The following is a 14,207-nucleotide window of genomic DNA, read 5'->3' on the forward strand; positions in this document are numbered from 1 at the left end:
GACCGCGCACTCCTTGTGTTGACCCGTCGTCGCAGCAGCGATCACGTCAGGACATCCCCAGCTCGCGGTCGATGAAGTCGAAGACCTCGTCCGGCGTCGCGTCCTGGAGCTTCTCGGCGACGGTGTCGCCGTCCGCCGGCGCGTCGGCCTCGTTGAGGGAGGCCAGCAGCGCCCGCAGCCGCTCGGTGATCCGAATTCTGGCGCTGCGGTCCGGCGCCGAGCCGGAGAGCGCCGCTTCCAACCTGTCCAGCTCACCGAAGACCGGCGCGACCCCGACCACGCCGCCGTCGACGATCGCGGCCCGCACGTACTCGGCCAGCCCTGCGGCGGTCGGGTAGTCGAAGACGACCGTGGCGGGCAGCCGGACGCCGGTCGCCGCGGTGAGCCGGTTGCGCAGCTCCACGGCGGTCAGCGAGTCGAAGCCGAGTTCGCGGAACGCCCGGTCCGGCTCGACGGCGTCCATCGAGGCGTGGCCGAGCACCGCGGCGGCCTGCCCGCGTACCAGTTCCAGCAGGGTCTTGCGGCGTTCGGCGTCGGTCTGCCCGGCGAGCAGGGCGGCCAGGGACTCCGCGGAGACGCCGGTGTCCTCGGCCCGCTCGGCGACGGCCCGCCGCGCCTCGGCGACGCCCGCGATGAGCGGGCTGGGCCGCACGGCGACGAACCCGGGCACGTAGCGGGCCCAGTCGATGCCGGCCACCATCGTCGCCGGCTCGCCCCGCGCGACGCACTGCGCGAGGGCCGTGAGCGCGGCTTCCGTGTCGAGGCGGGCCACGCCGGTGCGGCGGCGGCGCTCCTCCACGGCCTGGTCGGTGGCGGCCATCCCGCCGGCCGCCCAGGGGCCCCAGGCGACCGAGGTGGCCGGCAGGCCCTGGCGGTGCCGCTGCTCGGCGAGGGCGTCGAGGTAGGCGTTGGCGGCGGCGTAGCTGCCCTGACCGGCGGCGCCGAGCTGACCGGCCAGCGCGGAGAACAGCACGAACGCGCGCAGTTCCCGCCCGACGGTCAGCTCGTGCAGGTGCAGGGCGCCGAGCACCTTGGGCCGCAGGACGGTGGCGAGGCGGTCGGCGGTGAGCCCGTCGAGCACCCCGTCCTCCAGGACGCCGGCCGCGTGCACCACGCTGGTCAGCGGCGCGTCGGCGGGTACCTCGTCGAGCAGCTTCGCCAGCGCCGCCCGGTCGGCCACGTCGCAGGCCGCGACGGTCACCCGGGTGCCCGCCGCGGTCAGCTCGCTGACGAGTTCGGCGACGCCGGGGGCGTCCGCGCCGCGGCGGCTGACCAGCATCAGGTGCTCGGCGCCCCGGGCGGCCAGCCAGCGGGCCACCTCCGCGCCGAGCGCGCCGGTGCCGCCGGTGACCAGGGTCGTGCCCGGGTAGCCGGCCTCGTCGGTGGCCGCCTCACCGCCGGGCGCCCGCACCAGCCGGCGGACGAGGATGGTGGCGCCGTCGACCGCGAGCTGGTCCTCGCCGTCGAGGCCGGCGAGCGCGGCGCAGAGCAGGTCCCAGCCGTGGTCGTCCAGGGTGGCCGGCACGTCGACCATGCCGCCCCACCGCTCGGGGTGTTCGAGGGCCACGACCCGGCCGAGGCCCCAGAGCAGCGACTGCTCCGGCCGGCCGGGCGCGCCGCTGCGGGTGGTGCCGGCGGCGCCCCGGGTGACGCACCACAGCGGCGCGGCGACGTCGAGGTCCCCGAGCGTCTGGATCAGCGCCAGCGAGCGGGCGAGGAAGGGCGGCACCGGCTGGGTGTCGTCGACCGCGCCGTCGGCGAGGGCGAGCAGCGACAGCACCCCGTCCACCGGAGCCGGTACGCCGTCGGGGGTGCGGACGGCACCGCTCAGGTGCGCGGTGAGGGCGGCCCGGTCGGTCAGGTTCTCCGGCACCAGCACCAGTCGGACGTCGGCGCCCCGGCGGGTCAGCTCGACCACCGCGGCCTCGCCCTCCTCCGGGTGCCGCTCGTCGGCGACGACCCACCAGGCGCCGGGCAGGAAGCTGACCGGCGTCCCGGTGTACGGCTGCCAGACGCTGCGGTACCGCAGGTCGTCGAGGCCGGACCGGTTGCGCTGCTGCCGGCGCCAGGAGGCGAGCACCGGCAGCGCCGCGCCCAGCCGTTCCAGGGACTCCGCCGCCTCCTGCTCGGTGAGTTCCGCGAGCGCGGCCAGGTCCTCGCGTTCGACGGCCGCCCAGAACGCGGAGTCGACGCCGCTCGGGGTCTCCTCGGTGTCGCCCTGCCCGGTCACCGCGGTCGGCCAGAAGCGGCTGCGGTCGAAGGCGTACGTGGGCAGCGCCACGACGTCGGTCCCGGCGAGGACCGTGCCCAGGTCGACGGGCAGGCCGATCGTGTGGGCGGTGGCGAGGTTCGTCAGCAGCCGCGTCGCGTCGTCGTCACCCCGACGCAGGCTGCCCAGCGTGTGCCCGCTCGCGCCCGCGTCGTCCAGGATCGCCGTCACCGGCATCGTCAGCACCGGATGCGGGGAGATCTCGACGAACGTGGTGTGACCCGCCTCGACGGCCACCCGCACGGCGGCCTCGAACTGGACGGTCTGCCGCAGGTTGTCGTACCAGTAGCCAGCCGTCATCGAGGACGGGTCCACCCAGTCCCCGGTGAGCGTGGAGACGAGCCGGACGTGGCCCTGTCGCGGAGTCACGTCGGCCAGGTCGGCGCGCAACTGCTCGGCGACCTCCTGCACCGCCGCCGAATGCGACGCGTAGTCCACCGGGATCAACCGCGCCCGCACCCCGTCGGCCTGGCAGGACTCCACCAGGTCGGCAACCGGCTGCGGCGGACCCGACACCACGACGGTGGACGGGCCGTTGACGGCCGCCACCCCGACACCCGGGAACGCCGGCAGCCGCTCGGCGACCGCCTCGGCGGAGAGATCGATCGACGCCATCGTGCCGGTGCCCCGCAGGACCGTCAGCGCCCGCGACCGCAACGCCACGGCCTTCGCCGCGTCCTCGATGCTGAGGATGCCGGCGACACAGGCCGCACCGATCTCGCCCTGCGAGTGACCGACCACCGCCGCCGGGGTCACACCCGCGTGCTGCCACACCGCCGCGAGCGCCATGCCAACGGCCCACAGCACCGGCTGCACGACCTCGACCCGCGCCAACCACGACTCGTCGTCACCGGTCAACACCGACACGAGATCGACGTCCAGAAACGGGGCGAGGGCCCGCTGGCACTCCGCAAGCCGCGCGTCGAACACCGGCGTACGACCCACCAGACCGGCCGCCATCCGCGCCGACTGCGCACCCTGGCCCGGGAACACGAACACCGCACCGGTTCCGGAGGCCGTACCCGTGACGAGGTTCCCCGCCGGCGCGCCGGCGGACAGGGCGTCGAGCCCCGCCAGCAGCTCGGCCACGGTGGCCCCGACGACGGCGGCCCGCTGGTCGAACGTCGACCGGGTGGCGGCGAGGGACCAGCCCACCGCCGCCGCATCGAGGTCGGCGTGCGCGCGGACGTGCTGGGCCAGGCGGGCTGCCTGACCGGCCAGCGCGCCCTTCGACCGCCCCGACACCGTCCAGACGACGACGTCGGAGGCCACGAGCCCCGGGCTGCGACCCTCGGCGGCCTCGCCGTCGGGCTCCACGCTCTCGGCGGGGAGGTCCTCGGGCAGTTCGATGATGACGTGGGCGTTGGTGCCGGAGATGCCGAACGAGGACACCGCCGACCGGCGCGCCCGGCCCACGGCCGGCCACGGCCGCGACTCGATCGCCAACTCGACGGCCCCGGAGTTCCAGTCGATGTGCGGGGACGGCTCGTCCACGTGCAGCGTCGCGGGGACCACGCCCTCGCGCATCGCCAGCACCATCTTGATCACGCCGGCGACGCCGGCGGCGGCCTGGGTGTGGCCGATGTTCGACTTGACCGAGCCGAGCAGCAGCGGCGCGTCGCGCTCCTGCCCGTACGTGGCCAGCAGGGCCTGCGCCTCGATCGGGTCGCCAAGCGTCGTGCCCGTACCGTGCGCCTCGACCACGTCCACGTCGGCCGTGGAGAGCCGCGCCGACGCGAGGGCCTGCCGGATCACCCGCTGCTGCGAGGGGCCGTTCGGGGCGGTCAGACCGTTGGAGGCACCGTCCTGGTTGACGGCGCTGCCCCGCACGATCGCCAGCACCTCGTGGCCGTTGCGCCGGGCGTCCGACAGCCGCTCGACGAGCAGCATGCCGACGCCTTCGCCCCAGCCGGTGCCGTCCGCGCCCGCGGCGAACGCCTTGCACCGGCCGTCGGCGGCCAGGCCGCGCTGCCGGGAGAACTCCACGAACAGCCCGGGGGTCGACATCACGGTCACGCCGCCGGCGAGGGCGAGGTCGCACTCGCCGCGCCGCAGCGACTGCACCGCCAGGTGCAACGCCACCAACGACGACGAACACGCCGTGTCCACCGACACCGCCGGCCCCTCCAACCCCAACGCGTACGCCACCCGACCCGACACCACACTCGCGGCGTTGCCCGTGCCCGCGAAGCCCTCCACCTCGTCCCCCGCCACCATCAGCAGGGCCCCATAGTCCTGACCATTCGTGCCCACGAACACCCCTGTTCGCGAACCCCGAAGGACCCCAGGCTCAACCCCTGCCCGCTCGACCGCCTCCCACGAAACCTCCAGCAGCAACCGCTGCTGCGGATCCATGGCCAACGCCTCGCGGGGGGAAATCCCGAAGAAACCGGCATCAAACTCCGCCGCCTCGTAGAGGAAGGCGCCACTGCGGACGTAGGAGGTGCCGGTGGAATAGGGGTCGGGGTCGTAGAGCTTCTCGACGTCCCAACCCCGATCGCCGGGTAGGTCGGACACGGCGTCACGGCCGGCGTGCAGCATCTGCCAGAACCGCTCCGGGTCGTTCGCCCCGCCGGGGAAGCGGCAGGACATGGCGACGATGGCCACCGGCTCGTCGTCGCTGAGCGTCACCGGGGCGGCCTCGACGGCCACGGCGGCCTCGCCGCCCAGCTCCTCGTGCAGGTGCCGGGCGAGCGCGGTCGGCGACGGGTAGTCGAAGACCAGGGTCACCGGCAGCCGCAGCGAGGTGGCGGTGGCCAGCCGGTTGCGCAGCTCCACCGCCGTCACCGAGTCGAAGCCGAGGTCCCGGAACGCGTGGTGCGGGTCGACGGCCTGGCCGTCGGCGTACTTGAGGACCATGGCCGCCTGGTCGCGGACCAGGTCGAGCAGCGCCTGCTGGCGCTCGGCGGCGCTCATCCGGGTGAACGCGCCGGCGGGACCGGCCTCGTCGGTCTCCTTCGTCTCGGCGAGGCCCTTGGTGGCCTGCAACCGCTGCGCCTCGGGGATCTCCGAGATCAGCGGACCGGGCCGGGTGGCGGTGAACGCGACGAAGAACCGGTCCCAGGCGATGTTCGAGATGGTCAGGAAGGTCTCGTCGTGCTCGACGGCCTGGTGCAGGGCCGCGACGGCGAGCCGCGGGGGCATCTCGGGTGCGCCGTGGCGGTGCAGCATCTGGCCGAACTCGCCGTCGGCCATGCCGCCGCCGCCCCAGGCGCCCCAGCCGATGGAGGTGGCGGGCAGGCCGAGGGCCCGCCGGTGCTCGGCGAGGGCGTTGAGGAATGCGTTGCCGGGGGCGTAGTTGCCCACGCCGGAGCTGCCGACGGTGCCGGCCATCGAGGAGAACAGGATGAACGCGTCGAGGTCCAGCTCGCGGGTCAGCTCGTGCAGGTTCAGCGCGGTGGTGACCTTCGCGCTGAGCGCGTAGTCGACCTGCTCCAGGGTCAGCGAGTTGATCACCGAGTCGTCGAGCACGGCGGCGGTGTGCACGACGGTGGTCAGCGGGTGCTCGGGCGGCAGGTCGGCGAGGACGGCGGCGAGCGCCGAGCGGTCGGCGGCGTCGCAGGCGGCGACGGTGACCCGGGCGCCCAGTGCGACCAGTTCGGCCTCGAGGTCGGCGATGCCCTCGGCCTGCCGGCCGCGCCGGCTGACCAGCACCAGGTGCGCGGCGCCGTTGGCGGCGAGCCAGCGGGCCATGTGTCCGCCGAGCGCGCCGGTGCCGCCGGTGACCAGGGCGGTGCCGGAGGGCCGCCAGGAGCGCGGGGCGGGGGCGTCGCCGAGCGGGGCGTGCAACAGGCGCCGGCCGAAGGCGCCGGCCCACCGCAGCGCGACCTGGTCCTCGCCGTCGGCGCCGGCGAGGACGCGGACCAGCCGGCGGCCGGCCGCGTCGTCGAGCTCGTCGGGGAGGTCGACGAGGCCGCCCCAGCGGTCCGGGTGCTCGAGCGCGGCGACCCGGCCGAAGCCCCAGGTGAGCTGCTGGAGCGGGTGCGGCAGCGGGTCGGCCGGGCCGGTGGCCACGGCACCCCGGGTGAGGCACCACAGCGGCGCGCGGACGCCGGCGTCGCCGAGCGCCTGCACCAGGGTCACGGTGCCGGCGAAGCCGACCGGCACCGACGGGTGCGCCGGGGCGGGCGTCTCGTCGAGCGGCAGCAGCGACAGGATCCCGGCGGGCGTGCCACCGTCGGCGAGGTCGCGCAGCCGGGCGGCGAGCGCAGCGCGGTCCGTGCGGTCGGCGTCCAGCTCCAGCGGTACGACGGTGCCACCGTGCCGCCGCAACGCCTCGGCGCAGAAGGCGGCCTCGGCAGCGCCGGTGTCGTCGGGGCCGGTGAGCAGCCACCAGGTGCCGGTGACGGCGGGCTCGCCGGCGGCGTCGGCCGCGATCGGCGTCCAGCTGTCCCGGTACCGCCAGGAGTCCACGGTGGCCTGGTCGCGGTGGCGGCGGCGCCAGGCGGCGAGGACCGGCAGCACGTCCGCGAACGCGGCGTCCGGCACGGGCTCCGACTCGGTCGCGGTGGCGAGTTCGGCGGTGAGCGCGGCCAGGTCCTCCGCCTCGACGGCCGCCCAGAACCGGGCGTCGACCTCGTCGTCCTGCGCCGGGCCGGCGACGCCGGCGGCCGGGGCGGGCGCGGTGGACGGCTGCGGCCAGAAGAGCTGCCGCTGGAACGGGTACGTGGGCAGGTCGAGGCGGCGTCCGGCGAGGCCGGTGAACGCGGGCCGCCAGTCCACCGCCGTACCCCCGGTCCAGACCTCGGCCAGGGCGCGCAGGAAGCGGCCGAGGCCACCCTCGCCCCGGCGCAGGCTGCCGGTGACGGTGACCGCGTCCGGGTCGGCGGCGGCCAGCTCGACGCTCTCCTGCACGGCCATGGTCAGCACCGGGTGGGCGCTGACCTCGACGAAGGTCTGGTAGCCGGCGGCGACGAGGCTGCGCACCGCGTCGTCGAAGCGGACGGTCTGGCGCAGGTTGCGGTACCAGTAGTCGGCGTCGAGGGCGGCGGTGTCGAGCCAGTCCCCCTCGACGGTGGAGCGGAACCGGACCTCGCCGGTGCGGGGCCGCAGCCCGGCGAGCAGTTCCAGGAGCTGCTCGCGCAGCTGCTCGACGTGGGCGGAGTGGGAGGCGTAGTCCACGGGGACGCGACGCACCCGCACCTCGCGGGACTCGTAGTGGGCGACCAGCTCGTCGAGGGCGGCGCTGTCGCCGGAGACCACGACGGAGGTGGGTCCGTTGACGGCGGCCAGGGCGACCCGGCCGGCCCAGCGGGTGATCGTCGCGGTGGCCTCGTCGGCGGTGGTGGCGACCGAGACCATGCCGCCGTCCCCGGCGATGCCGGCGATGATGCGGCTGCGCAGGGCCACCACGGCCGCCGCGTCGTCCAGGGTGAGGCCGCCGGCGACGTGCGCGGCGGCGATCTCGCCCTGCGAGTGGCCGACGACGGCGGAGGGGCGCACCCCGTACGACTCCCAGAGCGCGGCGAGCGAGACGCTTACCGCGAACAGGGTGGGCTGCACGACGTCGACGCGCTCCAGCGACGGGGCGTCGGGCGCGCCGCGCACCACGTCGGTCGGCGACCAGTCGACGTACGGACGCAGCGCCTCGGCGCAGGCGGCGAACTTCTCCGCGAAGACCGGGGCGGTGTCGAGCAGTTCGGCGGCCATCCCGACCCACTGGGAGCCCTGGCCCGGGAAGACGAAGGCGACCTCGCCCGGCGTGCCGGGGGCGCGGGTGACGGTCTGCGGGGTGGGCCGGCCGGCGGCGAGCGCGTCGAGGGACGCGGCAAGGTCGTCGCGGTCGGCGGCGAAAACGACGGCCCGGTGGTCGTGGGCGGCGCGGGTGGCGGCCAGCGACCAGCCGACGTCGGCGAGGACGCCGTCGTCGACGGTGTCGAGGTGGTCGAGCAGGTCCCGCGTGCGGGCGGTGAGGGCGTCGACGGTGCGCCCGGAGAGCACCCAGGGCAGCTCCCCGGTCGGCCCGTCGGCCGCCGGCTCGGGCTCGGGCTCCGGCTCGTCGGCGGGGGCCTGTTCGAGGATGGTGTGCACGTTGGTGCCGCTGATGCCGAACGAGGAGACGGCGGCGCGGCGTACGCCGTCGGCCGGCTCCCACGGGCGGGCGGAGGTGAGCAGCTCGACGCTGCCGGCGCTCCAGTCGACGTGCGGGGTGGGCTCGTCCACGTGCAGGGTGGGCGGCAGCACCCCGTGCCGCATGGCCAGGACCATCTTCATCACCCCGGCGACGCCGGCGGCGGCCTGGGTGTGCCCGATGTTCGACTTGATCGAGCCGAGCCAGAGTGGCCGGTCGGCGGGCCGGTCCTGGCCGTAGGTGGCGATGAGCGCCTGCGCCTCGATCGGGTCGCCGAGGGTGGTGCCGGTGCCGTGCGCCTCGACGGCGTCCACCTGGTCGGCGGTGAGCCCGGCGTTGGCGAGGGCCTGCCGGATCACCCGCTGCTGGGCGGGGCCGTTGGGGGCGGTGAGGCCGTTGGAGGCGCCGTCCTGGTTGACGGCGCTGCCGCGCAGCACGGCGAGGACCGGGTTGCCGTCGCGGCGGGCGTCGGAGAGGCGCTGGAGCACCAGCAGGCCGACGCCCTCGCCCCAGCCGGTGCCGTCGGCGGCCCCGGCGAACGGCTTGCACCGGCCGTCGGCGGCGAGGCCGCGCTGGCGGGAGAAGCCGACGAAGATGCCGGGGGTGGCCATCACGGTGGCGCCGCCGGCCAGGGCGAGGTCGCACTCGCCCGTCCGGAGCGCCTGCGCGGCCAGGTGCATCGCGACAAGCGACGACGAGCAGGCGGTGTCGACGGTGACGGCCGGGCCGTGCAGCCCGAAGGTGTACGCCAGCCGGCCGGAGATGACGCTGGCGGAGGTGCCGGTGGCGAGGTAGTTCTCGTCGACGTCCCCGGCGGCCATCAGCAGCGAGCCGTAGTCCTGGCCGTTGGTGCCGACGTACACGCCGGTGCGGCTGCCACGCAGGGCGGTCGGGTCGATCCGGGCCCGCTCGAACGCCTCCCAGGTGGCCTCCAGCAGCAGCCGCTGCTGCGGGTCCATGGCGAGGGCCTCGCGGGGGCTGATGCCGAAGAACGCCGGGTCGAACTCGCCGGCCCCGGCGACGAAGCCGCCCTCGCGGACGTAGCTGGTGCCGAGGTGCTCGGGGTCGGGGTGGTACAGCTCGGCGAGGTTCCAGCCGCGCTCGCCGGGCATGAGGCTCAGCGCGTCGGTGCCGGTGGCCAGCAGGTCCCAGAGCTGCTCCGGCGAGGTGACGCCGCCGGGGAAGCGGCAGCTCATCGCGACGATGGCGATCGGCTCGCGGTCGCGGCCGGTGCCGTCGGCGACCACCTCGCCGGTGGTGTGCCCGGCGGTGAGGCCGTGCAGGTGCGCGGCGAGTTCGGCGACCGTGGGGTGGTCGAAGACCAACGTGGCGGGCAGGGTCATGCCGGTCTCGGCGGTGAGCCGGTTGCGCAGCTCGACGGCGGTGAGCGAGTCGAAGCCGAGGTCGCGGAAGGTGCGCTCGGGCAGCGGCTGGCCGGCCGGGTAGCCGAGCACGACGGCGGCCTGGGTGCGTACGAGGTCGGCGAGCTGCGGCAGGGACCGGCCGACCACCACGGCGCGGGCGGGGCCGGTGGGCACGGCGGGCACGCCGGGCAGGGCGGCGATCAGTGGCGTCGGGCGGCCCCAGGAGGCGGCGAGGCGTCCCCAGTCGACGTCGGCGACGGTGACGGCCGGCTCGGCGGTGTTGACCAGCCGGCCGAGGGCGGTGACGGCCTCGGCGGCGGGGAGCGCGTCGACCCCGCCCCGGGCGAGCCGGGCGGTCAGGGCGGCGGCCATGCCGTCCTCGGCCCAGGCACCCCAGGCGATGGCGGTGGCAGGCAGGCCCTGCTCGCGTCGCCAGGCCGCGAACGCGTCGAGGTAGGCGTTGGCCGCCGCGTAGTTGCCCTGTCCGGCGCTGCCGATGACCCCGGCGAGGGAGGAGAAGAGCACGAACGCGTCGAGGTTCCGGTCGGCGGTGGCCTCGTGCAGCACCCGGGCGGCGCGGACCTTGCCGTCGAGGACGGCCTGCATCCGGGTCAGGTCGAGCCCGTCGAGGACGCCGTCGTCGACCACGCCGGCGGTGTGCACGACGGCGGTCAGCCCGGGCAGGTCCGCCACGAGGGCGTCGACCGCAGCCCGGTCGGTGACGTCGCACGCCACGACCCGCACCGCGCCCAGCGCGTCGACCAGCTCGGCCGCGCCCGGCGCGGCCGGACCCCGCCGCGAGGCGAGGACCACCTCGGCCGCCCCGTTGGCCAGCAACCAGCGGGCCACGTGCCGACCGAGGGCACCCGTACCGCCGGTCACCAGCACCGTCCCGGCGGGCCGCCAACCCGACCCGGCGGGCGGCGCGGCCGGCACCAGCCGCCGGCCGAGGATGCCCTGCGGGCGGATCGCCACCTGGTCGTGGCCGGCGTCGGCGAGGACGGCGAGCAGCGCGTCGGCGGCGGTCCGGTCGGCGCGGGCGGGCAGGTCGACCAGGCCGCCCCAGCGGTCCGGCTGTTCGAGGGCGACGACCCGGCCCAGGCCCCAGGCCAGGGCGGGCCACGGGTCGGCGGAGGTGTCGCCGCCGACGCGGACGGCGCCCCGGGTGAGGCACCAGAGCCGGCCGGGCAGGCCGGCGTCGGCGAGCGCCTGGGTGAGGGTGAGCAGCAGCGCGGCGCCGACGGAGACGGCCGGGGCGTCCGGCAGCGCCCGGTCGGCCGCGGGCAGCACGCAGAGCACGCCGGCCCAGCCCTGGTCGCCGTGGCCGCGCAGCAGGCCGGTCAGCTCGGCGCGGTCGACGCCCGGGGCGACGGTGAGGGTGTCGACGTGGGCGCCGGCGCCGGTCAGCGTGCCGGCCACCCCGGCGTCGTCGGCGTCGGCGGTGACGACCAGCCAGCGGCCGGTCAGCGCCGGCGCGGCGGCGGGGCGGACGGGCTCCCACTCGACCCGGTACGTCCAGCCGTCCACCACGGCGTCGCGCTGCCGGGCCCGTCGCCACGACGACAGCACGGGTACGGCCGGGGCGAGGGCCTCGACCGCCGCGGGGTCGTCCTGCACGGCCAGGTGGGCGGCGACCCCGGTCAGGTCGCCGCGCTCCACGGCCGCCCAGAAGTCCCCCTCGGCCGTGTCGGTCGGCGCGGCCGCTGCGGCGGTGCCGCCGATCTCGGGCCAGTAGCGCTGGTGCTGGAACGCGTACGTGGGCAGGTCCACCCGCCGGGCGCCGGTGTCGGCGAACCACGGCTGCCAGTCCACGGCCACCCCGCGCGCGTGCAGCTCGGCAAGCCCGGCCAGCAGCCCGTGCGCCTCGGGCCGGTCCCCGCGCTGCGCCGGCACGGCGAGCACGCCGTCCCCGTCCGGCAGGGCGTCGCCGACCATCGCGGTCAGTACGCTGCGCGGCCCGATCTCCAGGAACGTGTCCGCCCCGGCGGCGCGCAGCGCGGCGACCCCGTCGGCGAAGCGGACGGCCTCCCGCACGTGGCGCACCCAGTAGTCGGCGGTGCGGATCTCGTCGGCGTCGGCGAGCCCGCCGGTCACGTTCGACACGACCGGCAGCGCCGGCGCGGCGAAGGTGAGCTTGTCGAGCACCGCGCGGAACCTGGCGAGCATCGGCTCCATCAGCGGGCTGTGGAACGCGTGGCTGACCGTGAGCCGGCGCGTGCGTACGCCCCGCTCCCGCCAGACCCGCTCCACCTCGTCCAAGGCCTCGACGGCACCGGAGACCACGACCGACGTCGGCCCGTTGACCGCCGCGATCCCCACGTCGGCCAGGCCGTCCAGCGTGGCGAGGACGTCGACCTCGGTGGCCGCGACGGCCAGCATCCCACCGCCGGTGGGCAGCGCCTCCATCAACCGGCCCCGCGCCGCCACCAGCGCGCACGCGTGCTCCAGCGACAGCACCCCGGCCACGTGCGCGGCCGTGACCTCGCCGATCGAGTGGCCGGCGACCAGGTCGGGGGCGATGCCGAACGACTCGACGAGGCGGAACAGCGCCACCTCGACGGCGAACAGGCCGGCCTGCGTGAACACCGTCCGGTCCAGCAGTTCGGCGTCGGCCGAGCCCTCGGCGGCGAAGAGCACCTCGCGCAGGGGGCGCGGCAGGGCCCGGTCCAGGTACCCGCACACCTCGTCGAGGGCGGCGGCGAAGACGGGGAACTCGGCGTACAGCTCCCGGCCCATGCCGGCGCGCTGCGCGCCCTGGCCGGAGAAGAGCACCGCGAGCTGGCCGCGCGGCGACCCGGCGCCGAGCACGACGGTGCCGGCCGGTTCCCCGGCGGCGAGGGCGCGCAGCCCCGCGAGCAGGTCGTCGCGGCCGGTCGCCGAGACGACGGCGCGCCGGTCCAGGGTGGAGCGGGAGGTGACCGACGAGAAGGCCACGTCGAGTGGGCGCAGGGTGTCGTCGGCGGCGAGGCGGGCGGCCCAGCGGCCGGCCTGCGCGGCGAGCGCGGCGTCGGAGCGGGCGGAGAGCAGCACGGGGGCCACGGTGCGGGCCGCCGGCGCGGTCGGCTCGGCCTCGGTCTCGGCCTCGACCTCAGCGGGAGCCGGGGCCTGCTCGATGATGGTGTGCGCGTTGGTGCCGGAGACCCCGAACGACGACACGGCGGCCCGGCGCGGCCGGTCCACGGCCGGCCACGGCGTGGCGGCGGTGGCGAGGGTGACCGCCCCGGCGGTCCAGTCGATGTGCGGGGACGGCTCGTCGACGTGCAGGGTCGGCGGCACGACGCCGTGCCGCATCGCCATCACCATCTTGATGACACCGGCGACACCGGCGGCGGCCTGGGTGTGCCCGATGTTCGACTTGACCGACCCGAGCAGCAGCGGCGCGGCCTCGTCGCGGTCCTGCCCGTACGTGGTGAGCAGGGCCTGCGCCTCGATCGGGTCGCCGAGCCGGGTGCCGGTGCCGTGCGCCTCGACCACGTCCACCTGCTCGGGCGTGAGCCGGGCGTTGGCGAGGGCCTGGCGGATCACGCGGACCTGGGACGGGCCGTGCGGGGCGCTGAGCCCGTTGGACGCGCCGTCCTGGTTGACCGCGCTGCCCCGCACCACGGCCAGCACCGGGTAGCCGTGCCGCTGCGCGTCGGAGAGCCGGGTGAGCAGCAGCATGCCGATGCCCTCGGACCACGAGGTGCCGTCCGCGCCGGCGGCGAACGCCTTGCACCGGCCGTCGGCGGCGAGGCCGCGCTGCCGGCTGAAGCCGACGAAGACCGCCGGGGTGGGCATCACCGTCACGCCGCCGGCCAGGGCCAGCTCGCAGTCGCCGTTGCGCAGTGCCTGGGCGGCCAGGTGCACGGCGACCAGCGAGGACGAGCAGGCGGTGTCGACGGTGACCGCCGGCCCCTCCAGCCCGAGGGTGTACGCGACGCGGCCGGAGATGACGCTCGTGGCGTTGCCGGTGAGCAGGTGCCCCTCGCCGTTCTCGGCCTGCGCCATCATGCCGTCGTAGCCGTGCGAGGACGCCCCGACGAAGACGCCGGTACGGCTGCCCCGTACCGCCGGCAGTGGCAGCCCGGCCCGCTCGAACGCCTCCCAGGAGGTCTCCAGCAGCAGCCGCTGCTGCGGGTCCATGGCGACGGCCTCGCGGGGCGAGATGCCGAACAGGTCGGCGTCGAAGTCGGCGGCGGAGTAGACGAAGCCGCCCTCGCGCACGTAGCTGGTGCCCGGGTGGTCGGGGTCGGGGTGGAAGAGGTTCTCCAGGTCCCAGCCCCGGTCGGCGGGGAACGGCCCGATCCCGTCGCCGCCGTCGTGCACGAGCTGCCACAGCGCCTCGGGACTGTCGACCCCGCCCGGGTAGCGGCAGCTCATCGCGACGATGGCGATGGGCTCGGAGTCCCGGGTCTCCAGCTCGCGCAGCCGCCGCCGGGTACGCCGCAGCTCCGAGGTCGTACGCTTCAGGTACTCGACGTACTTCTCGTCCTCGTTGCTCACCGTGGACCTACCTCACTCGGCA

At 76.2% G+C, this 14,207-nt stretch carries 1 protein-coding gene; it reads right to left on the reverse strand.

What is annotated here, in order from left to right:
• Window positions 1–46: 46 nt before the first annotated feature.
• Window positions 47–14,185, reverse strand: coding sequence for a type I polyketide synthase (locus ACGFNF_RS19335; protein ID WP_393169494.1), 14,139 nt, complete (start codon window positions 14,183–14,185; stop codon window positions 47–49).
• Window positions 14,186–14,207 lie beyond the last annotated feature (22 nt).

This window comes from Micromonospora sp. NPDC048868, from assembly GCF_043198195.1.
Lineage (GTDB): Bacteria > Actinomycetota > Actinomycetes > Mycobacteriales > Micromonosporaceae > Micromonospora > Micromonospora reichwaldensis.